We start from the raw sequence: 23,818 nt of genomic DNA on the forward strand, positions 1-23,818 counted from the left end.
ACCCAACAGGGGCCGGGGTCGCGTACGCCCCCGGCGTAACCGCCCCCCCTGGCAATTGGGGCCAGCGCCTGCTAGATTGGCGGCGCTGGCCTTTCGCTTTTCATACAAGGACTTACCGCCATGATGGTGCTTTATTCCGGAACCACGTGCCCGTTTTCGCAGCGCTGCCGTTTTGTATTGTTCGAAAAAGGCATGGACTTTGAAATCCGGGACATCGACCTGTACAACAAGCCGGAAGACATTTCGGTGATGAACCCGTACGGACAAGTGCCCATCCTGGTCGAGCGCGACCTGGTGCTGTACGAGTCCAACATCATCAACGAATACATCGACGAACGCTTCCCGCACCCGCAGCTGATGCCGGCGGATCCGGTCATGCGCGCGCGCACCCGCCTGTTCCTGTACAACTTCGAAAAAGAGCTCTTCGTGCACGTGTCGGTCCTGGAAGACCGCAACGCCAAGCCCGACGAGAAGCGCCTGGATCGCGCACGCCAGAATATCCGCGACCGCCTGGCCCAGTTGGCCCCCATGCTGTTGAAGAACAAGTACATGCTGGGCGACGAGTTTTCCATGCTGGATGTGGCGGTGGCGCCGCTGCTGTGGCGCCTGGACCATTACGGCATCGAACTGCCGAAGAATGCCGCCCCGCTGCAAAAATACGCCGAACGCATCTTCTCGCGGCCGGCGTATATCGAAGCGCTCACGCCTTCCGAAAAGGTGATGCGTCGCTAGGATGGCATCCATGGGTGAATCATCAACCAAACCGTACCTGATCCGCGCGCTGCACGAGTGGTGCACGGACAACGGCTACACGCCATACGTCGTCGTGCAGGTGAACGATCGCACCATGGTTCCGCCCGCCCATGTACGGGACGGCCAGATCACGCTCAATATCGGCAATCTGGCGACGAACAAGCTGTTGCTCGGCAACGAGTACATCGAGTTCCAGGCACGGTTCAATGGTGTGGTCGAAATGGTTTCCGTGCCGGTCGGCGCAGTCAGCGCCATCTATGCCCGCGAAACCGGCGCCGGGATGGGCTTCGAAGTGCAGGACGACGAAGAAGCCGCGACACCCAGGCATGGGCGCGACGGCATGGCGGCAGACGGCGACGATGCCGCCAGCCAGGGCGCGCAGTCGGATAAAGCCGACGGCGGCAAGGACGACGAACCGCCGCCGCCGCGTCCGCATCTGACCATCGTGAAATAGGCCACGGCCGGCGGTATCCCGCCCGGCCGGCGCCCATCTGACGCGGCGCATCGCCGCGTATACAATGCACGTCTTCGCGACATCCCCGCCCCCGCGGCGCCGGGATGTCGCCTTCGCCGGCTTAGCTCAGTTGGTAGAGCAGCGCACTTGTAATGCGAAGGTCGGGGGTTCGATTCCTCTAGCCGGCACCAACAAAACCGATCAGTTGCAGTGCGTGGGGCCTTTAGATCCCCGCACGGACCGATGTACCCGAACCCGCTACCTTCCATCGACGCACTCCCGGCGACTCGCTTTCGCCAGCAGTTTTATTACATTTCACCGATCAGGACGCTCGTTGCGTGAGGAGACTCGGGCGCATGAAGGCAAACCATCTTCCAGGAGCGCAACAAAAGCGCATCTGGCAAAAAAAGTGGCCTCGTGAAGTTTTATTCAATGGTCCCGCGATATTGGTTGCAGCGCTGGCATCCGCGAAAAGTTGGGCCGACCCGCGCTTCGACGCGTGGATATTCGGCTTCAGCGCTGTCGCATGCGTTTGGTTGATCGTCGCGACGATCGTGCGTGCGCTGGTCGCGCACGCGGAGGACAAGAAGGACGGGCCCGACGTAGTTCATGAGGGCCTCTATGCCGCGGTATCCACCGTCCATACCATGCTGACGGAATGGTGCAACAAACGCGAATACGGCGGTAATATCCGCGCGACGTTTCATCGTGTTGTCCCGCCCGTTGAACAGCCACGCGAGCTGGAGCAAATCATCAATTACGCTGGCGGTAGCGGCGAAGGAGTTGGGCGCAAGTTCCCCGTCTACACCGGAATAACGGGCAGGGCCATTCGGAGCAGGACTCCTATGTCGATGTCCAGCCAAATTGGAACGGAAGAACAGCTGCGCGCCGAATTGGTAGGGGACTGGGGCTATACAGAGGCGGACGCTCGCAAACTTGCGCCGGGCCGTTACTCCGCGATCGCTGTGCCGGTCCTGGACCTGTCTGGACAGCATGCTATCGGCGTGATCTACTTAGATTCAAGTGACCGTGCGCTATTTGAGCGCAACGATGTAGTAGAAATCGTAGGTGCTGGCACCAAGGCAATTAGGGACTTTGTCACGAAGAGGTACTGATATGGACACAGAAGGCGAAAAAACGTCAGTCACGTTCGTTAAAGAGTCCAAGGTAATTTCAAAACCGGGCGCCGTAATGAGGGTCCGTGAACTTACGCTCACCGAGTTCGGCAAACGGGCAATTACGAGCGGAAGCGCCGGAATCAGACAAGGCGCTCGCGAAGATGCTGGTCCGCCGGCACCATTAAAGAAGATGGTCCCGGCTTGATTACGAAAGGAAGCGAATGCTTCCTTTTTCATTGCCCGGCGATTCGCCGAACCCGCGTTTCTACCCACTTTCAATAATGCGAAGGTCGGGGGTTCGATTCCTCTAGCCGGCACCAGACATCGTAGAAGACCTTGCCGCCGGATTGGATACGGTGCGATCCACGGCAGCGGCGGCATGGGCATCGCCGGCCGAAGCGCGCGGCGGGATGCCGACCCGGGCTTCTACGATGCGCAGTAATTCGTCCTGGAATGCCTGGTACGCGCCGCCGCAAGCCAGGCCCGCGGAAAGCACGGCGTGCAAGCGCACCAGGGTGCGATAGGGCAGCCGGCCCACCGCGCTGCCCAGCCATTCGCGCGGCCGTATATCCCCGGCAGAGGCCTCCCGCGCGAACACGGTTTCGAGTATCTGGCCGATCGACTCGCATACGGCGTTTTCCGCGATATCGGCGGCGGCAAGACAGCGCAATGCGTCTCCGTACAAAGCAATCCCGGTCGCCATGCGGGATTCCACCACCAGCAGGATGCCGTCCGCGCGACGGAATTCGTCGCCCGCGACGACGTCGTACAGCAGCTCATCCCGATGAAACGCCAGGACGTTGTCCCTGACTTGGCGACGCGCGCTGGCGGTGCGATCGGCGGCATCCATCAGCACACGCACGCTCTCATCGCTGATCCCGGAATACACGCCTGCGCGCCGGTCCAGCCGGCGGACCTGGCGGCGCAATTCGGCGAAGTGCCTGAGCAGCGGCTCGCCGGATTGGATCGCGTTCAGGAATACATAGGTTGCGCCGACCACTTTTTCCCGGGTGTGTGCCATGCGCAGCGCCTTGCGATGTTCTCCAGGCGCGGCCAGGTAGCGCACGCGATACGCGACGGCCGATAGCATGCGCTGCGGCCAGGACGGCGCGCGCGGGGCCGGCCAGGGCGCGTCGCGCGCCGGCACTTTGTGCGTAGCATTGCCCGGGGCAAGGACATGGGGCAGGACCACCGGAGGCACCGGCGTATCTTGGATCAACGGCAGGAAACGCAAGGGCAGCGGGATGGCAGGCGTGCCGCCGGCCGATGCCTCGGTGCCCGTGGTGCAGGTACTGGGCGACCGTTGCGAGGCCGGGCTGGCATCGCTGGCCCGCCGGGCCACGGTGTCGGCCGGCCGATGTCCGCGCAGACCCCAGCCAAACCGGAACGGACCGAAGGTATCGCGGCGCGCCAGCGTGGCGCGGGCCCGTGGCTGGGCGTTGCCGCTATGTACATCCGCGCGATCGCCCGCCTGCGGCTTGAACGCGTGCCCGTTTTGGGTGACGCCCAAGGCGGCTTCGGCGGACGATGCCGTACGAACAACGTATGAGGGGTCGGTTCCGTCGGGTTTGCCGGCGAACATATTCGCGTCTCCTGGTCTGGATGGGACGCGGCCTCATGGTGCGATGGCGTCCCTTGCATGACGCCACGAGGGATCGGGCGGCCCAGAGCGCGGCGGCCGTCGAGCCGCGTGCGCAAGGCCTTTCGGTCTCTACGCCTGTAGGCAGGTTCCGGCCGGAGGGGAGAAACGGACGAACTAACCAACCCGCGCGAGCGCGGACGGAGCACTAGGGCACGAGCATGGCGGCCGGACCGGCCGCCCGTCGCGCGAGGCGTACTAGCGGGCGGACGCCTGCACCGCCGTGCCTTGCGCAGGTGCGCGCACGCGGCCGCACACCGGCTCGATGCCATGCACGTGTTCGTGGCGGAACCGGAAGCGCAGCTTCAGCATGCGGCCGTTGTCGGCGGCGCGCGTCACCACATCGGTGGTGTAGGTCGTGGCGCCGTTCAGCGGCGCGTTGTAGATGACACGCGCCTTGATGACGGAACCGTCGGCGGGACGCAGATGCACGATATCGCCGACGTGGATGGGCGTGCCGTCCAGCGCATGATCGACGCGGGGCACGAGAGTGGGTTGAGTCGTAATCGTCATTGTGATTATTTTCCAAAGCAATTGATAAGCATGCCGCCAAGGACGGAGCCACGGGCTTGCGGCCCTGGAACGGACATGCTGCACACAGCGGGAACCGGCCATGGGCGCGATATGACATCGTGGCCCAAACTGATGACCGAATCATTGCTGCATAAGGTTCAGATGTGCTCAGTCGTATGGACGAGAACATCGAGGCCGTGGCCGAGAGCAAAAAGCGGGCCTGGGCCCGGCACGCCACGGAAAGTGTTCGCCAAGCCGGATTACCAGGGTTCGGTTGGACTGGTTTTAGCCTGGTAACTGGCGAAGCTGCTGAGAAACGAACCGCGAGCCCGCGGAACCAGCCGCGGGCAAACAGTACGGGCGAAGCGCAGGGTCTATGCGAACCTGAGGCAGCGGGCAAGGTTGCCGACCAACGCTATATACCGTAGCGGCATAGGGCGCAATGGAACCAGGCTTGCCAGGGGTTTGTGCAGGAAGAACTACGGGAAAGAAATCTGGGAAGAGACTTCCGGGAGGACTTCTGGAAGGATTACTGCGCGAACAACAACGGAATTATACGCGATCTTCAGGCAAAAAGCAACATTTTCATTGGGTTACCCTCGTAGCGAGGCCGTGCGCCCCGGGTCCGCTTGCGCCGGCGGCCGCTACAATGACCGGTCTACCCGCCGCGCCCGGCGCGGCGCATTGCAAAGGACATCGTGGTGGAAATGCACTCCGCTTATGAAGCCGCCTACAGCCCCCCACGCTTCTGGCGCAAGCTGGCCCGCCACGCGAAGGGGGCGGGACGCCAGGCCGTGGAAAAGGCCCTGTGGCTTTTCTATGCACTGCAGGCGCCCGGTACGCCCAAATGGGCGAAGCGGGTGATCTACGGCGCACTGGGCTATTTCGTATTCCCGCTGGACGCCATTCCCGACCTGGCACCGTTGGCGGGCTATACCGACGACCTGGCCGTCATGGCCGCTGCCCTGGCCACGGTCGCCGTCTACATCACCGATGACGTCAAGCGCCAGGCAGCGGACCGGCTGCATCAATGGTTCGGTGCCGACGGCACGGCGTCGAACGCTTTGCGGGAGTGATGGCGACACCCGATTCCGCCACGCCCCGCCCGGGCGCCGTGGCGACACCCGGGCGCGCCGGCTTCGCCGATCTGTGGCTGGCCGAAACGGTACGCCTGCGGGAAGAACACTGGGGCCCGCTGGAAGACCAGGATGCCGTGCGCCAGGCACGGCAGGCCGATGGGCCCATCGAACATCGCGTCCTGCTGCGCGCGCGCGCGATCGCGCGCCGCGAACACCTGGATGAACGCGTGGCCGCGTGGCGCCGCGGCGCGGGCATCGCCGCCGTCCTGCTATTGGTGCTGGCCGTGCTGGCGGGCGCGGGTACCGCATGGAGCGCCCTGGGCGACGGCACGCGCGTGGTCAACATCGTATGGGCGGCCGTTGCCATGCTGGGCCTGCACGCGCTGACCTTCCTGTTCTGGCTGTCCAGCTTCGCCGTGCGTGCCGGCGCGGCAGGGGCCGGCCTGGGCGGCGCCTGGCTGTGGCTGACCCGCAAGCTGGCGCGCGGGCCGGATGCGGCCCTGCCGCCGCAGGCCTTGATGGCCTTGCTGGCGCGGGCGGGCGCGGCCCGCTGGCTGTTCGGTGCCATCAGCCATCTGTTATGGCTTGCCGCGCTGGCCGCCGCGCTGGCCACTTCCCTGGCGGTGCTGTCGACCGCCCGCTATCGTTTCGCCTGGGCCACCACGCTGCTGTCGCCCGATGCCTTCGTCGGCCTGACGCAGGCACTGGGGTGGCTGCCCGCGCGGCTCGGTTTCGCGCTGCCCGATGCCGCCATTGTGCGTCTGAGCGACGGTATGCACGACCTGCCCGCCGCGGCGCAGGCGCAATGGGCATGGTGGCTGGTCGGGCTGGTGGTTGTCTATGGCATCCTCCCCAGGCTGCTCGCCTGGCTGGTCAGCGTTGCCCGCCTGCGCGGCGCCTTGCGCGGACTGTCCATCGATATGGCGCTGCCAGGCTACGCCGCGCTGCGCTCGCGCCTGCTGCCGCCCGCGGATCCCCCCGTTCAGGACGGCCCGGCGCCATGGCTGCATGCGCCCCGCATCGCACCCACGACCCTGCCCCCGACGGGCGGGCAGGCGGTACTGGCGGGACTGGAGTTGCCGGACGACATCGCCTGGCCCCCGCCGGACCTGCCAGCGACAATACAAGCGGCAGGAAATCTGGACAGCCGCGAACAACGCCACGCCTTGCTGGACGCCCTGGCGCAAGCACCCGCGCGGCGCCTGCTGGTGGCATGCGACGCGCGCCAGACGCCGGATCGCGGCACGCTGGCCCTGATCGCCGATCTGGCAGGCAAGGCCGCCGAGACCCGCGTCTGGCTGCTGGCGGCAACGGCGGCGGGCTCGGCCGGCGACCGAAGCGTTGACGAAACCGAAAACAACAACGGCGAGAAAAGCTGCAACAACACCCGCGAACTGACGGCCGGGGACGCGCGGGCCTGGGCGGACCGGACGTCCGCCTGGCGCAGCCGCCTGCTGGAAGCGGGCATGCCCGGCGAGGCCATCGTGGACAATCGGGACCAGCCGCTGCGCTGGCTGGGAGGCGACCGTGGCTGACCTGCTGCAGATCGCCGTGGTGGGCCACACGAACACCGGCAAGACCTCGCTGCTGCGGACCCTGACGCGCGATCCCGCTTTCGGCGACGTTGCCGACAGCCCGGGCACGACGCGGCGGGTGCAGGGCGCGCGCTTGCGGCTGGAAGGGCAACCGGTGCTGGCATGGTTCGATACGCCGGGCATGGAGGACAGCATCGCGCTACTCGAGTACATCGAACATTTGTGCGGCGACCGTCGCCTGGATGGCCCCGACCGCATACGTTTGTTCCTGGATTCCCCGGAGGCGCGGCGGCGCTTCGAACAGGAAGCCCGCGTACTGGAAAAAATGCTGGAATGCGATGCCGCGCTATACGTGATCGATGCGCGCGATCCGGTGCTGGGCAAGCATCGCGACGAGCTGGCGCTGCTTGCCGCCTGCGGCAGGCCGCTGCTGCCGGTGCTGAATTTCGTGCACGCGCCTTCGCACCGGGCCATGCAGTGGCGCGACGCGATGGCGCGGCTGGGCCTGCATGCGCTGCTGGAGTTCGATACGGTGGCGCCTCCCCTGGATGGCGAAAAGCAGCTCTATGACCGCTTGTCGATCCTGCTCGATCGCCATGCCGACATCCTGGTCCGGCTGTCGGAAGCACTCGCACGCGAACGCCGCGAACGCCACGAAGCGGCCCTGCGCCTGATCGCCGAGCTGCTGGTGGACGTGGCCGCCTTGCGCCTGTCCTGCGATGCCGGCGAGGCCGCCTTGCACGAGGCCACGCAACGACTGCGCGACCTTGCGCGCCGGCGCGAGCAGGCCTGCGTCGATGCGCTGCTGGCGCTGTACAACTTCCGCCAGGACGACTATGCGCGCGATCCCTTGCCGCTGGAAGGCGAACGCTGGGGCATGGACCTTTTCCATCCGCGCGCTCTGAAGGATGCCGGCATCGAGGTCGGCATCGGCATGGCCACCGGCGCGATGGCGGGCGCCGCGGTGGACCTGATGCTCGCGGGCATCAGCCTGGGCACTGCGGCCCTGATAGGCGCCGCGGCCGGCGGCATGTGGCAGGGCATCGAGCGCTTCGGCAAGCGGCTGGGCGGCAGGCTGCGTGGACGCCGCGAACTGAGCGTCGACGACGCAGTGCTGCGCCTGCTGGCCGTGCGGCAGCGCGCGCTGGTGCAGGCGCTGGAGCGTCGCGGCCATGCCGCGCGTGAACCCGTGCGCCTGCATGGTGCAGGCAATGATCCCTGGCGCGGTGCCGGCCTGCCCGACGAAATCAAAGAAGCCCGCGGCAACCCGCAATGGTGCGGCATCACCGAAGGCTACCGGGATAGCGCGCGGCGCACCGCCGTGGTGAACGCCCTGATGCGGCAGTTCGCCTGACCCGGCACCGGCCCGCCGCGCGCGGGACCATGGCTCAAGCCATCCCGTCATGCAAGCACGTGTATACCCCAAGGTAAATCGCCGCGGGCTTACGGTAGGATCGGCCTGCTTATCGATGCTGTCTCTCTCAATGATGTCCGCCGCGCTTGATCAGCGCCTGCAGGAGCCGGAGAAACATGGGACTTGTCACCTACACCAGACAAATTGTCTTGGCATCACTGCTCACTTTCGCGGCAGGCACTTCCGTCGCGCACGCGCGCACCTTGCACTGGGCCTACCAGGGCGATGCGCAATCGCTGGACCCGATGGCCCTGAACGAGACCTTCACGCTGGGTTTCCAGGGCAACTTCTACGAACCCCTGGTCGGCTACGACGGCGACCTCAAGCTGGTTCCCATGCTGGCGGAAAGCTGGCAGAACACCGAGCCCACCAAATGGGTGTTCAAGCTGCGCAAGGGCGTGAAGTTCCACAATGGCGAGGACTTCACCGCCGATGATGTGATCTTCTCCTGGAAACGCAGCCTGACGCCCGGCTCCGACATGAAGGGCTACGGCGCCAAGGCAAGCGACATCCGCAAGATCGACGACTACACCGTCGAAGTCACCACGCCCAGCCCCAATCCCATCCTGCCGCGCGAATGGACGCAGCTCTACATGATGAGCAAGTCGTGGTCGGAACAGAACAAGACGACCGAGGCGACCAACGTCAAGGGGGACAACCAGGGCAACTATGCCAACATGCACGAAGACGGCACCGGCCCCTTCGTGGTGGTGGAACGGCAGCCCGACGTGCGCACGCATCTCAAGCGCTTCGCCGGCTACTGGAACAAGCAGGTTCCGACCAATATCGACGAAGTGGAATTCCGCCCCATCACGCAGGAATCGACGCGTGTCGCCGCGTTGATCTCCGGCGAGATGGACATCGTGCAGCCCGTTCCCGTACAGGATTGGCCGCGGCTGGAGGAATCCAAGGGCGTCAAGCCGCTGACCGGCGCGGAAGCGCGCGCCATCTTCATCGGCATGGACCAGGCACGCGACGAACTGCTGTTTTCCGACGTCAAGGGCAAGAATCCGTTCAAGGATCCGCGCGTGCGCGAGGCGGTGGTGCTGGCGGTCGATACCGGCGCAATCAACCAGAAGATCATGCGCGGCGCCGCCAAGCCGCTGGGCTCGCTGATCGCGACCGCCATCAACGGCTATGACGACAGCTTCGGGGCGCCGATCAAGCCGGACCCCGCGCGCGCGAAGAAGCTGCTGGCCGAGGCCGGCTATCCCAACGGTTTCCGCACCACCCTGGATTGCCCCAACGACAGATACGTCAACGACGAAAAGGTATGCCAGGCAGTGGCCGGCATGCTGGCGCGGGTAGGCATCAAGATCGATCTGCTGGCACAGACCAAGTCCAAGTACTTCGGCAAGATCCTGCTGCAGGCGGGCAACCAGACCAGCATGTACATGCTGGGATGGACGCCGACCTCCATCGACGCCCACAACGCGCTATTGAACCTGGTGGGATGCCGCAACGCCAAGACGGCGTCCGGGCAGTTCAACCTGGGCGGCTACTGCAACAAGGAAGTGGATGGCCTTATTGCCAGGATCGGCTCGGAGACCGACCAGGCCAAGCGCAACGCGATGATCAAGCAGGCCTTCGAGATCGTGCGCAAGGACTGGGGCTATCTGCCGCTGCACCAGCAGCCCATGTCGTGGGGCGTGAAGGACAACATCAAGGTGGTGCAACGCGCCGACGACGTCCTGGACCTGCGCAACGTGGTCATGCCATAGGCCCCGTCGACGCATGCTGGGGTTCATCGCGCGCCGCCTGATGCAATCGCTGCTGGTCATGCTGGCGGTGGCGCTGATCGCCTTCTCGATGTTCCGCTACGTGGGCGACCCCATCACCAACCTGGTGGGACAGGATACGACGCCGGAGCAACGTGCCGCCCTGCGGGCAAGCCTGGGACTGGACGATCCTTTCATCGTCCAGTACGCGCGCTTCGTCGCGAATGCCGCGCACGGCGACTTCGGCGTGTCCTACCGCCAGCGCCGTCCGGTCAGCGAGCTGCTGGAAGAACGCCTGCCCGCCACGCTGGAGCTGTCCTTCGTGTCCGCGCTGATGGCGCTGGCCTTCGGTATACCCATGGGAATTTATACGGCGCTGAAGCGGCGCAGCCTGCTGTCGCGGGCCTTCATGGCCGTCTCGCTGGCCGGCATCTCGCTGCCCACCTTCCTGATCGGCATGCTGTTGATCCTGTTCTTCAGCGTGCAACTGCGCTGGCTGCCCAGCTTCGGCCGCGGCGACGTGGTGGCGATCGGCGGGTGGACGACGGGGCTGCTGTCGCGCAGCGGACTGGCCGCGCTGATCCTGCCGTCCATTACCCTGGCGCTGTTCCAGATGACGCTGATCATGCGCCTGGTACGGGCCGAAATGCTGGAAGTCCTGCAAGCCGATTTCATCACCTTCGCCCGCGCGCGCGGCCTGCCCGATCGGCTGATCCACTTCCGCCATGCATTGAAGAACACGCTGGTACCGGTGATCACGATCACCGGTCTGCAGCTCGGATCGATCATCGCGTTTTCCATCATCACCGAAACCGTATTCCAGTGGCCGGGCATGGGTCTGTTGTTCATCCAGGCGGTCGGCATGGTCGACATTCCGGTAATGGCCGCCTACCTGGTGCTGATCGCCCTGGTCTTCGTGCTGATCAACCTGGCGGTGGACCTGCTGTACTTCGCGGTCGACCCGCGGCTGCGCGTGCAGCGCGCCTGAGCCGCCGAGTGAAATACGCGGGCCGTACCGCCGGATGGACCAAGGATATGCACATCGCATGAGCGCACAGACGGAATCCACTGACAACAAGCCGGGCATGGCGGCGCTGTGGGCGCGCATCGCGGACAGCGACCTGTGGTACAGCTTTCGCCATTCGCCGGGCGCCATGCTCTCGGCCGCCGTGACCCTGCTGATCGTCGCAGCGGCGCTGCTGGCGCCGCTGCTGGCACCCCACAATCCTTTCGATCTGGCCTCGCTGGACATCATGGACGCCAACACGCCGCCCATGTGGCAGGACGGCGGCAGCGCGTCCTTCGTCCTGGGCACCGACGACCAGGGCCGCGACATCCTGTCGGCCATCCTCTACGGCGCGCGCGTCTCGCTGACGGTCGGCGTCGCCTCGGTCCTGTTCTCGATGGTGCTGGGCGTATCGCTGGGCCTGGTCAGCGGCTATGCCGGCGGCCGCGTGGACAGCGTGATCATGCGCATCGCCGATATCCAACTGTCCTTTCCGGCCATCCTGGTCGCGCTGCTGGTCGACGGCGTGGCGCGAGGCGTACTGCCGCGCGATATGCACGACGAGCTGGCGCTTTACGTATTGATCTTCTCGATCGGCATATCCGGCTGGGTGCAGTATGCGCGCACGGTGCGCGGCGCGACGCTGGTGGAGCGCAACAAGGAATACGTCCAGGCCGCGCGCCTGATCGGCATCGGTCCGTTCGCCATCCTGCGGCGGCATATCCTGCCCAACGTGCTGGGGCCCGTGCTGGTCATCGCCACCATCCACCTGGCGGTGGCCATCATCACCGAAGCCACGCTGTCCTTTCTGGGCGTGGGCATCCCGCCGACCGCCCCTTCGCTGGGCACGCTGATCCGCATCGGCAACAGCTATCTGTTTTCCGGCATGTGGTGGATCTCCATTTTTCCGGGCATCGCGCTGGTGGCGCTGGTGCTGTCGGTCAACCTGCTGGGCGATTGGCTGCGCGACGCGCTCAATCCCAGGCTGCGCTAAGGAAGCCTGCCATGGCCTTGCTCGACATCGACGACCTGCGCATCGAATTCGCCGGCCGGCGAGGTATACGCGTGGCGGTGCAGGACATCACACTGCGGCTGGAGAAGGGCGAGATCCTGGGGGTGGTCGGTGAATCCGGCGCCGGCAAGTCGACCATCGGCAATGCCGTCATCGGCTTGCTGGAACCGCCCGGCCGCATGGCGGGTGGACGCATCAGCCTGGACGGCGAGCGCATCGACAACCAGCCCGAATCGGCACGCCGCACATTGCGCGGCCGCCGTATCGGCATGATCTTCCAGGACCCGCTGACATCGCTGGACCCTCTGCAGACGGTGGAGACGCAACTGGTCGAGACCATGCGGGTGCACCTGGCGCTGAACGCCGCGGCGGCCCGCGATCGTGCCGTCGACCTGCTGCAACAGGTGGGCATCCCGCAGCCGGAAGTCCGGCTGGGCCAGTATCCCCACCAGTTTTCAGGCGGCATGCGGCAACGCGTGGTGATCGCGCTGGCGTTGTGCTGCGAACCCGAAGTGATCGTCGCCGACGAGCCGACGACGGCGCTGGATGTGTCCATACAAGCCCAGATATTGACCCTGCTGCGCCGCCTGTGCGCGGAAAAACAGGTCGGCATGATCCTGATCACGCACGACATGGGCGTCATCGCCGACGTCACGGACCGCGTGGCCGTGCTGTACCGCGGCCGGCTGGTCGAGCACGGCCCGACGGCGAAGGTACTGGGCGACCCCGATCATCCCTATACGCGCAGTCTGATCGCCGCCGTGCCTCGGCCCGACGTCAAGCTGAGCCGCTTCCCCAGGGTCAGCTACAACGAAAACGCCGGCGCGCCGCAAGCCACGTCGGAGCTGGACGTCCATACCCACTGGCTGGGCCAACAGCGCGATTTCGGCGAGCGAGGCGTGCATCCGCTGGTGGAAACGCGCGGCCTGGGCATGCGCTTCGTACTGAAGTCCGCCTTGCTGGCGCGCAATCGCCGCACGCTGGATGCCGTGCGGGACGTATCGCTGACGATACGCGAAGGCGAGGTCTTCGGTCTGGTGGGCGAATCCGGGTCGGGAAAATCCACCGTCGCCCGGCTGATCGCCGGCCTGTACACGCCAACCGCGGGGCGCATACGGTTCGCGGGCGCCGACCTGGCCACCCTGCGCGGGGAAAAAGCGCTGAACCCGATCCGGCGCCAGATGCAGATGGTGTTCCAGGATCCCTATTCCTCGCTGAACCCGCGCATGCGGGTTCTGGATGCAGTGGCCGAGCCGATCCGCTTCCATGGCCTGGCATCCGGCGAAGCGCACACGCGGCGTATCGTGGGGGATCTGCTGGAGGTCGTCGGCCTGGGCGCGGACGCGGCGGCACGCTACCCGCATGAGTTCTCCGGCGGCCAGCGCCAGCGCATCTGCATCGCCCGGGCGCTGGCCACGCGGCCCCGCTTTCTTATCTGCGACGAACCCACTTCGGCCCTGGATGTGTCCATCCAGGCGCAGATCCTGAATCTGCTGAAAGACCTGCAGGAAAAACTGGGGCTGACGATGCTGTTCATCAGCCACGACCTGCCGGTGATACGGCAGATGTGCGACCGCGTGGGAGTCATGCGCCACGGCGAACTGCTGGAGGTGGCCGAGACGGAGACCTTGTTCGAAACGCCCCGGCATCCGTACACCCGCCAGTTGCTGGAGCTGATGCCGCGGCTGCGCGGCCTGCGCGAGCCCGCGGAAAGCCCCGCGGCGCGGGGCGCCGTGGCCTTGTCCGGCTAGCGGGGCCGGACCGAACCGGGCACGGGGGCCTGGTCCTGCTCCGGCTCGTCCGGTTCATCCGCGCCCGGTTCGTCCTGGTCGGATTCGTCCATGCCGGACTGGCCCATCATCCCCATGGCGCCTTGCAGCACCAGGCCCGCGAACTGGTCGAGCGGCATCTTGGTGCCATTCAGGTCCACCGTGCGATCGGCGTAATGCAGGGTCGATACGACGTCGGTGCCCTGCACGGTGGCGAAGCCCGACGACGCCGCCGCCTTGCCCATCATCGCCGCCAGAGCCTGCGCCTGGGCCTGGGCCGCCGCCGCGTCCATGCCGTCGCGCTGCATATTGTCCGCCAGCAGGTCGGCCACCATGGGCTGCGCGACCGAAACCCGCGCGTCCAGCTTGCGCAGCGTTTGCGCGATGCGCTCGTCGACGGGCAGATCCGCCTTGTCCGGTTTTGCCAGGTCCAGATTCAGCGTGAACCGGGCCTCGCCGTGTGGCGTCTTGAGCAGGATGGGGTCGATGTAGACGTTGGGATTGGCCGCCAGCAGCGCGTCGCGCGCCGACAGCGCCAGTGCGCGTTCGTCCGGACTGAGCTCCGGTTGGACGGGTACGCTTTGCGTCGCGCCGCCGGCCTGCGTGCGCTCCATCGCGCGCGACCACAGCCGGCCATACAAGCTGGCCAGCGACTTGAGCGCCTCGGGCGCCACGTTCTTCGCGCCGAGCGATACCTGGGCCGTGCCGATATCCGTTCCGCCCACGCTTACCATGTCGGCGTCGTAGGTTGCGTGCATGGCCAGCAGCCCTTTGTCCTCGCTGACCTCGGTACGCTGCCCGTAACCGGTCAGCACGATGGGCGCCGTGCCCGGCGGCGACAAAGCGATCCGCTTGGCCTTCAAGGCCGTCGTGCCCAACTGCAAATCGGCGGGGCCGGGGCGCATCTCCGATGTACCCGTCACGCCGGTGAGTTCCGCCTGCCCCGGCGCCTGGCCCTTCATGGTCTTGAACAGGAGGTGGTCGATCGCCACGTCCGCCTGGCCGTGCTTGGCGGCATCCTGGCTATAGTTCATGACCAGGCCGGAGAAATCCAGGGTAGCGTCAGCGCGCGCCAGTTTGACCGGCTCCGCCCGAACGGTACCGGAAACAGCCTGCGTATACGAGATCACCGCGGTGCCGGAAACCGGCGGCACGCCGTTCGTCAGTGCGAACCACGGATGGACGGTGTCGTTGTCGCGCAGGCTGAAGTCGCCCGCCGCCATGACCGGCAGCAAGCGCAATTGCGCCAGGCGCCGCAGCGGGAAGGGGCCATGCCCGACGTGGCCTTCGATGTCGATCACGTCCTCGCGGGACGGCGACTGGCCCGCGGCGCCCTGTACCCGCACCCGTAACGTCAGGTCCGTCGAAAAGACGCGCCGCTGCAGGCTATCCAGCGCCAGCGTCACATTGCCGCCGGGAAACAGCGTCTGCAGGCGCGCATTGGCCTCGGCCACCTGTTGGCGGACGATATCTTCCACACGCTTTCCGGTGTACCAGGCGCCCGCGGTCCACACCACGCCGACCGCCACCACCACGCCTGCCACCCCGCCGATCGCTTTTCTTTTCATGATGCCGGTTCTTCCCGCTGGACAAAGGCGGGATTATAGGTAGGAGCCCTGGCATCCCCGCCATGGCGCCGCCGCTTCCCATGGAAAAAGCGTTACAGGACTATACCGGCCCGGTTTCGCGAGTGAGGTACAATATGTCGAGTGTGCAGTGCCAATCCGCACACCGCGCCATGCGGCATTCGCCGACGTGCTGCGCCCCTGGGACCGTCCCACGGGCCGCTTCCTTTTCCTCCCTTTCGTCCGCCTGGATTGGAGTCACTCAACTTGAGCGACAGGCTGCCGCTGGAGTTGTACTTGACTGTCAAATCATCCTTCGCCGACCTCGGGTTGGCAGATTCCCTGTTGCGCGCGATCGCCGAGACCGGCTACACCGCGCCGACGCCCATCCAGGCCCAGGCCATTCCGCTGGTGCTGCAAGGCGGAGACCTGCTCGCCGCCGCGCAGACCGGCACCGGCAAGACCGCCGGCTTCACGCTGCCGATCCTGCACCTGCTGATGCAGAACAAGCCCGCGCTGCGCAAGCCCGGCCGCCCGCGTTGCCTGATCCTGACCCCCACGCGCGAGCTCACCGCGCAGGTCGAAGAATCGGTGCAGACCTACGGCAAGCACACGCCCCTGACGTCCATGGTGATGTTCGGCGGGGTCAACATCAATCCGCAGATCAGCGCGCTGAAAAAGCCGCTCGATATCCTGGTGGCCACGCCCGGGCGCCTGCTGGACCACGCGGGCCAGAAAACCGTGGACCTTTCCGGCGTGGAAATCCTCGTCCTGGACGAAGCCGACCGCATGCTGGACATGGGTTTCATCCGCGACATCCGCAAGGTGCTGGCGCTGTTGCCGCGGCAACGGCAGAACCTGCTGTTTTCCGCGACGTTCTCCGACGAGATCCGCACCCTGGCGCGCGGCGTGCTGAACAATCCCGGCGAAGTATCGGTAACGCCGCGCAATACCGCCACCGAGCTCGTGACCCAGACCATGCATCTGGTAGAGCAGCATCACAAGCGCGATCTGATCAGCCACATCATCCGCGAAAGCGGCTGGCACCAGGTCCTGGTGTTCACGCGCACCAAGCACGGCGCGAACCGCCTGGCGGAAAAGCTCGTCAAGGACGGGCTGAGCGCCGCGGCCATCCACGGCAACAAGAGCCAGGCGGCGCGCACCCGCGCGCTGGCGGGCTTCAAGTCGGGCAACGTCAGCGTGCTGGTCGCCACCGACATCGCCGCGCGCGGGCTGGATATCGACCAGCTGCCGCAGGTGGTGAACTTCGAACTGCCCAACGTGCCGGAAGACTACGTCCACCGCATCGGCCGCACCGGCCGCGCGGGCGCCACGGGCGCCGCGATCTCGCTGGTCGACCCCAGCGAAATCAAGCTGCTGAAAGCCATCGAAAAACTGATCCGCAAGCCCATCGACCGCATCGAGGTCAAAGGCTGGACGCCGTCGCCCAACGCCGTGCGCGAGCGCGACGATGAAGACGACGAGCGCGAATCGCGCGGCCCCCGTGGCGGCGGCCGTGGCCGTTCGCCGGCGCGGTCCGCCAACGGCGGTGCGGCCAATGGTGGCGCGCGCCGCAACGGCGCCGCGGGTACCGCGTCGGCGGGTGGCCGTGACGGCGGCCGGGTCAATGGCGATCGCGCGGCTGGCCACAACGGCCGCCCCGCCGCGGCCGGCAACGCATCCGGCGTGGATGCCCGCGGCAGCCGCAACGGCAACGGCGGCCAACGCGCTGCCAATGGCAACCGCGGCGTCAGCGGCGATCGCCATGCCGCGGGCAACGGCCATCGTGGCGCGCACGCGCCGGCGCCCCGCACCGCGGGCGGCCAGGGCGCCGCGCGCCGCCCCGCGCTGCTGTCGAAATAAAATCGGCACCAGGCGCCGCGCCCCCCTTACGGATGGCGCGGGCCCGGGCCCCGCGAAAACCGGCGCACCGCTTCGCTGAACAAGGAACCCCTAAGGAATTCCCGTGCTCCTTTCCACCTGGCTGACCTTCATGCTGGCATCGTGGGCGATTTCGTTTTCGCCGGGCGCGGGCGCGCTTTCCGCCATGACCTCGGGCCTGCGGCATGGATTTGCGCGAGGCTACTGGAACACCGCCGGGCTGATCCTGGGCATCATGTTCCAGCTGGCAGTGGTAGGCATCGGCCTGGGCACGCTGCTGGCCGCCTCGGAAACCGCGTTTGCCGTGGTGAAGTATCTGGGCGTCGCCTACCTGATCTACCTCGGCTGGCGCCAGTTCCGCGCGCAAGCTGCGCCGATCACCCTGGAAAACGGCCAGTCGCACGAAGAATCGCGCCGCGCGCTGATCCTGCGCGGCTTCCTCATCAACGCCAGCAACCCCAAGGGCACGGTTTTCCTGCTGGCCGTGGTCCCGCAGTTCATCGATGCCGGCCTGCCACTCACGCAGCAATACCTGGCGATTGCCGCCACCATGGCCTTGACCGACACGGTCGCCATGGCTTTCTACACGCTGCTGGCCGCCAAGGTGCTGCGCCTGTTGCGCAGCCCCGCTCATATCCGATGGATGAACCGCGCCTTCGGCTCGCTGTTCATGGCCGCCGGCCTGCTGCTGGCGTGCTTCCGGCGCGCACAGTAGAAACGCGACGTGGCGTCCGCCTGTAAAATTTCCCGCCTATGAATATCGCTCAAGAAGTCGAGCGGCGACGCACGTTCGCCATCATCTCGCACCCGGATGCGGGCAAGACCACGCTGACCGAAAAACTCCTGCTGTTTGCTGGCGCGATCCAGATCGCCGGCAGCGTGAAGGCGCGCAAGGCCAGCCGGCACGCGTCTTCCGACTGGATGGAAATCGAAAAGCAGCGCGGCATTTCCGTGGCCTCGTCCGTCATGCAGATGGAATATCGCGACAGCGTCATCAACCTGCTGGACACCCCGGGGCACCAGGACTTCTCCGAAGATACCTACCGCGTGCTGACGGCCGTCGACGCGGCGCTGATGGTGATCGACGCCGCCAACGGCGTTGAACCCCAAACCAAGCGCCTGCTGCAGGTCTGCCGCGCGCGCAACACGCCCATCATCACCTTCATCAACAAGATGGACCGCGAAGTCCGCGAGCCTCTGGACCTGCTGGCCGAGATCGAGTCGCACCTGGGCATGGACGCGGTACCGTTCTCATGGCCGGTGGGCATGGGCAAATCCTTCGGCGGCGTGTTCGACATCCGCCAGGACCGCATGCGCATCTTTCGCGCGGGACAGGAACGGCGCGGCGACGACAACGAATTCATCGAAGGTCTGGACAATCCGGAGATCGCCCGCCGCTTCAGCAGCGCTTTCCAGCAGGCGCATGGGGAAATCGCCCTGATCAACGAAGCCGCACCGGCGTTCGACGAACAGGCCTTTCTGGCCGGCAAGCAGACACCGGTGTTCTTCGGTTCGGCGATCAACAACTTCGGCGTGCAGGAAGTCCTGGATGCGCTGGTGGAACTGGCGCCCCGGCCCGGGCCGCGCCCGGCCTTGCAGCGGGTGGTGCAGCCGGACGAGCCGCGCTTCACCGGCGTGGTGTTCAAGGTACAGGCCAATATGGACCCCGCACACCGTGACCGCGTGGCCTTCGTGCGCGTCAGCTCCGGCCGCTTCGAACGCGGCATGCGCCTGAAGGTTTGCCGCACCAACAAGGAAATGCGGCCCAACAACGTGGTTTCCTTTTTGTCGCAGCGGCGCGAGCTGCTGGACGAAGCCTACGCCGGCGATGTCATCGGCATACCCAACCACGGCGTGTTGCAACTGGGCGACGTCCTTACCGAGGGCGAAATTTTGCAGTTCACGGGGCTGCCCTTCTTCGCGCCGGAACTATTCCAGGCGGTGGAAGTGAAAGACCCGCTGCGAACCAAGCAGTTACGTACCGGTTTGGCGCAGCTCGGCGAAGAAGGCGCAATCCAGGTATTCCGCCCGGTCGCGGCCGGCGGTGCCATGCTGCTGGGGGCGGTCGGGCAACTGCAGTTCGAAGTGGTGCAGCATCGGCTGAAAACGGAGTATGGCGCCGACGCCAGATTGATGCCTTCGCGTTACACCATGGCACGATGGATTACGTCGTCGGACCCCAAGGCGCTGCGCAAGTTCATGGATGCCAATGCCGCGCATATCGCCTATGATGTGGTGGACGCGGCCGCGTTTTTGATCGGCTCGCCCGCGCAATTGCGTGTCGCGGAAGAACTGTATCCAGATGTCAAGTTCCACGCGATGCGCGAGCATGGCGGACGAGTGTTCGGCGATAAGGCCCAGGCTTAAGAGGTTCAGGAATGTCTTGGCGAGTATTGTTCGCAACACTGCTGGTGGTGCTGGCCGCCTCCGCGTGGGGCGGCATCCAGTTCGGCGACTGGCTGGTGGCGCATGCGCCCGCCGCCACGCGCGCACCCAACGAAACCGATTCGAACCAGGAACCGATACTGGATGCGGACGGCCGGCCCTACACGGCCCAGCCGCCGCAACCCCGCATCGACGGCACGCTGGGCGTGCCGGACCGTCCCACCGGCACCAGTTGGACGGTGGGCACGGTATCGCTGTTCGACACGGTGAAAGACCCGTCCGTCATGATTTCGCGCGACAGTATCTCGATGGACCAGGCCAGGCAGATCGCCGCCGCCACGCAGTCGGCGCTACCTTCCGGCCCCAACGATGTATCGACGCTGGACCTGGCGACCCAGCAGGCACAGACCGCGCAATCGGCGCAGCAGTACGCCCAGATCCAGGCGTCGCGCAACGTCAGCCAGCAGCCGATCATCCAATCGGTGGACATGCCGCCGCCGCAGCAGCAGGCATCGGCCGGGGCCGGACAGAAGGGCTGGCAGGATGCCCTGCGCCGTGAACTGGCGCAATGCGCCGATGCCGGCTTCTTCCAGCGTCCCACCTGCGCGTGGAATGCGCGCAATAAATACTGCGCGCCGAATCAGGCATGGGGCACGATTCCCGAATGCCCGCACCGCCCCTGAAGGTTTATTCCGACACTTCCATCTGGCTCTGCAGATAGTTCTGCAGGCCCACCTGGTCCACCAGGCCGATCTGCGTTTCCAGATAGTCGATGTGTTCCTCGGTATCGTCCAGGATGTCCTGGAACAGATCGCGGGACACATAATCGCGCACCGATTCGCAGTGCGCGATGGCGTCCTTCAACGTGACTTGCGCGGCCTGCTCCAGCTTCAGGTCGCAAGACAGGAGCTCGGGCACGTCCTCGCCGATCAGCAGCTTGTGCAAGTCCTGCAGGTTCGGCAAACCATCCAGCATGAATATGCGTTCGATCAGGCGATCGGCGTGCTTCATTTCGCCGATGGACTCTTCGTATTCGTGTTTGCCCAGTTTGTTCAGCCCCCAGTGGCGCAACATGCGCGCATGAAGGAAGTACTGGTTGATCGCCGTCAACTCGTTGGTCAGTTGCTGGTTCAAGAATTGGATGACGGTTTTATCGCCTTGCATGATGGACTCCTTGCTGAATCCTCGGAGACTACCATCCGTTTCCGCGCCAGCATACCCCTGGCGCGCATGTGGTAAATCGCGCTGCGAGCGTTATCCAAAAGTGTACGCAGCAACGCAATGAGAATGAGTCCGCATACAACGCCGCGCGAACCGCGCCTTCAGGCCGGACGCGGCGGCCGGGTGGCCATCCAGATCCCCAGGGCGATGGGAACGATGCCGACCAGGTCCATCACGGCGACCGGTTCGGCGAGGACCAGCCAGCCGAATAGCAGGCCCAGCGGAGGCATCAGGAAATGCAAGGCGCTGGCCGCCGTCGCGCTGGACCGGGCCAGGATCAGGAACCACAAGCCGAATCCGCCAATGGAGACGGCGATGATCATATAGGCCATGCTCCAGAACAGTGAGGCGGTGAAGGTTACCGGCAAGTGCGCCTCGTAGACCCAGGCAAAGGGCAGCAGGGCCAGGCCGCCAAACAGGGATTGCAGACCGGTGGCCAACCAGATATTGCTGTCCGGCGTGTGGCGCTTGTACAGAAGCGTGCCCCCTACCAGCGCGGCCAGTGCCGCGACCACCAGTAGCGTGCCGTGCAGATCCTCGTGCCCGCCCGTCAGCCGCGAGCGCAGCACCAGTGCGACGCCGGCCAGGCCCAGACACAGGCCGGCGACCTTGCGCCAGCCGACGCGCTCGCCCAGCAGCGGCCCGGCCAGCGCGCCGATCAGCAAAGGATTGGTGCTGACGATGACGGCGGCGAATGCCGAGGACACCGTCATCATGCCGGTCCAGCTCAAGCCCAGGTAGACGCCGTTGTTCAGTACGCCCAACGCGGCCAGCATGCCCCACTGGCGCAGCGGCAGCCGGCGCAGCCCGCCGGTCAGCCAGGCCAGGCCGATCATCAGTGCCGCGGCGATGAAGAAGCGGACCGTCAGCAAGGTCAGGGGCGGACAGTCGCGCAGCGCGATCTTCGCGGCGGCGAACGCGGAGCTCCACAGCAGGCAAAACAGGGCGATGGGCCCCCACGCCACAGGAGGCGGCGAGGCGGCGGGAGCGGCGGGAGCCGCGTGGAGGGTTTTCATCTTGGATCCGTGACTTATCAGACACCGACTTCGGAACGGCTGGAGCGATTGTGTTGCGCCTTTCATCCATTGACAAATTCGTTATTCGCATCGAAAGTATTCGAAAATTCAATGGAAAAATTCCGATGCCGGATCTCGATCTGTTGCGCAGCTTCGTCTCGGTCGTGGAGGCTGGCGGCTTCACGCGGGCCGGCGAGCGCGTGCACCGCACCCAGTCGACGGTCAGCCAGCAGATCCGCAGGCTGGAGGAAAAGCTGGGATGCGCCCTGTTTCGGCGCGAAGGCCGCAGGGCCCCGCTGACGGAGGATGGCGAACGCCTGTTGGGCTACGCCCGACGCATGCTGGCGCTGTCGGACGAATTGCATGACACGGTGGGCAAGGCCGCCCGGGTGGAGGTGGTGCGCCTGGGGCTGCCCGATGACTTCGCGGTGCCTGCGCTGACGGAAATCGTCAGCGCCTTCACGCGCTCGCACCCCGATGTCAGGCTGTCGGTCTGCTGCGACCTGAGCGTTCGCCTGGGACAGGCGCTGGCGCAGGGCGAGCTGGATGTGGCCTTGCTCAAGCGCGAACCCGGCAGCGGGCCCTGCATCGCAGCGTGGCCGGAACGCCTTCATTGGACGGGAGACCCTGCCGCACTGCCCGCCGGCGAGGGAACGGTACCGCTGGTGCTTCGTCCCGCCGGCTGCCTGTACCGCGAACGCGCGATACATGCGCTGGAACGGGCAGGGCGGCGCTGGCGCGTCGTCTATGAAAGCCCCAATCTGCCCGGCATCCAGGCGGCCCTGTGCGGCGGCCTGGGTATCTCGCTGCTGGACGAGCAGGGCCTGAACGACGGATCCCCGATACTGGACGACACCTGCCCGCCGGTCACACACACGGAGTTGGCGCTGATCCTGCACCCGGGCGCGCCGGAGGACGCGCGTGAAATGGCCGGCATGCTGCGCGAGTTCTGCGACAGGCAGCGCATGGGGGCGCCGGCGCGTCAGGCGGCGGCGACGATGGGTATGGGAAAGCCGTTGGCAGCCGAGCCGCTTTGATCCGCGATCGGAACCGCCGCGGCGTGCGTCATGGAACGCACTTCGCAGACGCTGGAGCAGCGTCCTCCGGGCAGGTATTCGACCGCGGTCGCGGCGCATGTCCCGCAGCAGGTGGCCACGCCCAGCTCGAACTGGAGATCGTCGAGCGTGGCGGCGCCCCCGTCCACGGCGGCGCGGACCTGGCGTTCGGTGATGGCGTTGCAGACACAAACGTACATGAGAATAATTATCGAAAATTATTCGCATTCAGGCAACAGGAAAAAGCGGGGACGCCAAGGGGCTTTGCGGCCCCTTTTTTACGACGCCGCAATGCGAGGGTCTAGCGCAGCGTCGCCTGGGCCTTGCGCACCGAGGCCGGGGCGATGCGCATGGCTTCGCGGTATTTGGCCACGGTGCGGCGGGCGATGACGATGCCCTGTTCGGCCAGCTTGAGCATGAGCTGATTGTCCGACAGGGGCTTGGCGCGGTTCTCCTCGGCAACCAGGCGCTTGATGTGCGCCTGCACCGCTGTGGCGGAGGCGCTGTCGCCGGTATCGGTCGCCACCCCTGCGCCGAAAAAGTCCTTGAGCTCCATCGTGCCGAATGGAGTGAGCATGTACTTCTGCGTTGTGGCCCGTGAAATCGTGGATTCATGCAATCCCAATTCCCCGGCGATATCCTTCAGGATCAGCGGCCGCATGGCCGAGGGCCCCTGGCTGAAGAA

At 65.8% G+C, this 23,818-nt stretch carries 22 protein-coding genes and 1 tRNA gene; 16 read left to right on the forward strand and 7 right to left on the reverse strand.

The features are described from left to right. Positions 1-120: 120 nt before the first annotated feature. From ACO1P8_RS07405 to ACO1P8_RS07420, 4 genes are all read left to right on the forward strand, one after another. Positions 121-732 (forward strand): glutathione S-transferase N-terminal domain-containing protein, encoded by a 612-nt coding sequence (locus tag ACO1P8_RS07405; RefSeq protein WP_066342981.1) that lies wholly within the window; start codon positions 121-123, stop codon positions 730-732. A 10-nt stretch (positions 733-742) separates the two neighbouring features. After that, on the forward strand, positions 743-1,207 hold the full coding sequence (locus ACO1P8_RS07410; RefSeq protein ID WP_486295249.1) for a ClpXP protease specificity-enhancing factor: 465 nt from the start codon (positions 743-745) through the stop codon (positions 1,205-1,207). Between the two features lie 115 nt (positions 1,208-1,322). Next, positions 1,323-1,398: transfer RNA gene (locus ACO1P8_RS07415), tRNA-Thr, on the forward strand. A 165-nt stretch (positions 1,399-1,563) separates the two neighbouring features. Continuing rightward, positions 1,564-2,322: a GAF domain-containing protein gene (locus tag ACO1P8_RS07420; protein ID WP_486295250.1), complete on the forward strand. Its 759-nt coding sequence runs from the start codon at positions 1,564-1,566 to the stop codon at positions 2,320-2,322. A 310-nt stretch (positions 2,323-2,632) separates the two neighbouring features. On the opposite strand, the gene ACO1P8_RS07425 is transcribed toward ACO1P8_RS07420, so the two are convergent. Both ACO1P8_RS07425 and ACO1P8_RS07430 read right to left on the reverse strand, forming a co-directional pair. Then, the gene (locus ACO1P8_RS07425) at positions 2,633-3,907 is read right to left on the reverse strand and encodes a hypothetical protein (RefSeq protein WP_486295251.1); all 1,275 of its coding nucleotides are present in this window, start codon (positions 3,905-3,907) and stop codon (positions 2,633-2,635) included. A 255-nt stretch (positions 3,908-4,162) separates the two neighbouring features. After that, the gene (locus tag ACO1P8_RS07430; RefSeq protein WP_094839506.1) at positions 4,163-4,477 is read right to left on the reverse strand and encodes a hypothetical protein; all 315 of its coding nucleotides are present in this window, start codon (positions 4,475-4,477) and stop codon (positions 4,163-4,165) included. Positions 4,478-5,184: 707 nt separating this feature from the next. Between ACO1P8_RS07430 and ACO1P8_RS07435 the strand changes: the two genes are divergently transcribed. From ACO1P8_RS07435 to ACO1P8_RS07465, 7 genes are all read left to right on the forward strand, one after another. Next, complete coding sequence (locus tag ACO1P8_RS07435) at positions 5,185-5,553, forward strand: YkvA family protein (protein WP_486295269.1); 369 nt, start codon at positions 5,185-5,187, stop codon at positions 5,551-5,553. Beyond that, positions 5,553-7,091, forward strand: a complete 1,539-nt coding sequence (locus tag ACO1P8_RS07440) for a DUF2868 domain-containing protein (RefSeq protein ID WP_486295252.1) — start codon at positions 5,553-5,555, stop codon at positions 7,089-7,091. Before ACO1P8_RS07435 ends, ACO1P8_RS07440 begins: the two co-directional genes overlap by 1 nt. Beyond that, the gene (locus ACO1P8_RS07445) at positions 7,084-8,445 is read left to right on the forward strand and encodes a GTPase/DUF3482 domain-containing protein (protein ID WP_486295253.1); all 1,362 of its coding nucleotides are present in this window, start codon (positions 7,084-7,086) and stop codon (positions 8,443-8,445) included. The genes ACO1P8_RS07440 and ACO1P8_RS07445 overlap by 8 nt, the downstream gene beginning before the upstream one ends. A 176-nt stretch (positions 8,446-8,621) precedes the next feature. Further along, entirely contained in the window at positions 8,622-10,226 is a 1,605-nt protein-coding gene (locus ACO1P8_RS07450) for an ABC transporter substrate-binding protein (protein WP_486295254.1), read from the forward strand. Between the two features lie 13 nt (positions 10,227-10,239). Next, positions 10,240-11,211 carry an ABC transporter permease gene (locus ACO1P8_RS07455; RefSeq protein WP_486295255.1) on the forward strand — a complete coding sequence of 324 codons (972 nt, stop codon included), beginning with the start codon at positions 10,240-10,242 and terminating at the stop codon, positions 11,209-11,211. A 97-nt stretch (positions 11,212-11,308) separates the two neighbouring features. Beyond that, positions 11,309-12,223, forward strand: a complete 915-nt coding sequence (locus ACO1P8_RS07460) for an ABC transporter permease (RefSeq protein WP_486295270.1) — start codon at positions 11,309-11,311, stop codon at positions 12,221-12,223. Positions 12,224-12,234: 11 nt separating this feature from the next. Beyond that, the gene (locus tag ACO1P8_RS07465) at positions 12,235-13,992 is read left to right on the forward strand and encodes a dipeptide ABC transporter ATP-binding protein (protein WP_486295256.1); all 1,758 of its coding nucleotides are present in this window, start codon (positions 12,235-12,237) and stop codon (positions 13,990-13,992) included. On the opposite strand, the gene ACO1P8_RS07470 is transcribed toward ACO1P8_RS07465, so the two are convergent. Next, entirely contained in the window at positions 13,989-15,578 is a 1,590-nt protein-coding gene (locus ACO1P8_RS07470; protein WP_486295257.1) for a YdgA family protein, read from the reverse strand. The genes ACO1P8_RS07465 and ACO1P8_RS07470 overlap by 4 nt on opposite strands. 294 nt (positions 15,579-15,872) lie before the next feature. On the opposite strand from ACO1P8_RS07470, the gene ACO1P8_RS07475 reads away from it, so the two are divergent. From ACO1P8_RS07475 to ACO1P8_RS07490, 4 genes are all read left to right on the forward strand, one after another. Next, complete coding sequence (locus tag ACO1P8_RS07475; RefSeq protein WP_486295258.1) at positions 15,873-17,438, forward strand: DEAD/DEAH box helicase; 1,566 nt, start codon at positions 15,873-15,875, stop codon at positions 17,436-17,438. 103 nt (positions 17,439-17,541) lie between these two features. Beyond that, on the forward strand, positions 17,542-18,171 hold the full coding sequence (locus ACO1P8_RS07480) for a LysE family transporter (protein WP_486295259.1): 630 nt from the start codon (positions 17,542-17,544) through the stop codon (positions 18,169-18,171). 38 nt (positions 18,172-18,209) lie between these two features. Beyond that, a complete protein-coding gene (locus ACO1P8_RS07485) occupies positions 18,210-19,823 on the forward strand; it encodes a peptide chain release factor 3 (RefSeq protein ID WP_486295260.1) in 1,614 nt (537 codons plus the stop codon). Between the two features lie 11 nt (positions 19,824-19,834). Further along, complete coding sequence (locus ACO1P8_RS07490) at positions 19,835-20,524, forward strand: hypothetical protein (RefSeq protein WP_486295261.1); 690 nt, start codon at positions 19,835-19,837, stop codon at positions 20,522-20,524. A 4-nt stretch (positions 20,525-20,528) separates the two neighbouring features. Here ACO1P8_RS07490 and bfr read toward each other — a convergent pair whose 3' ends face one another. Beyond that, positions 20,529-21,005, reverse strand: a complete 477-nt coding sequence (bfr, locus tag ACO1P8_RS07495; RefSeq protein ID WP_094839496.1) for a bacterioferritin — start codon at positions 21,003-21,005, stop codon at positions 20,529-20,531. A 158-nt stretch (positions 21,006-21,163) separates the two neighbouring features. Beyond that, complete coding sequence (locus tag ACO1P8_RS07500; RefSeq protein WP_486295262.1) at positions 21,164-22,078, reverse strand: DMT family transporter; 915 nt, start codon at positions 22,076-22,078, stop codon at positions 21,164-21,166. Positions 22,079-22,203: 125 nt separating this feature from the next. Between ACO1P8_RS07500 and ACO1P8_RS07505 the strand changes: the two genes are divergently transcribed. After that, positions 22,204-23,115, forward strand: coding sequence for a LysR family transcriptional regulator (locus ACO1P8_RS07505; protein ID WP_486295263.1), 912 nt, complete (start codon positions 22,204-22,206; stop codon positions 23,113-23,115). Here ACO1P8_RS07505 and ACO1P8_RS07510 read toward each other — a convergent pair. Further along, positions 23,061-23,333, reverse strand: coding sequence for a (2Fe-2S)-binding protein (locus ACO1P8_RS07510; protein ID WP_094839493.1), 273 nt, complete (start codon positions 23,331-23,333; stop codon positions 23,061-23,063). The genes ACO1P8_RS07505 and ACO1P8_RS07510 overlap by 55 nt on opposite strands. A 101-nt stretch (positions 23,334-23,434) precedes the next feature. Beyond that, on the reverse strand, positions 23,435-23,818 hold a 384-nt coding region (locus ACO1P8_RS07515; RefSeq protein ID WP_486295264.1), incomplete at its 5' end, for an RNA polymerase factor sigma-54.

Source organism: Bordetella sp. (genome assembly GCF_057362025.1).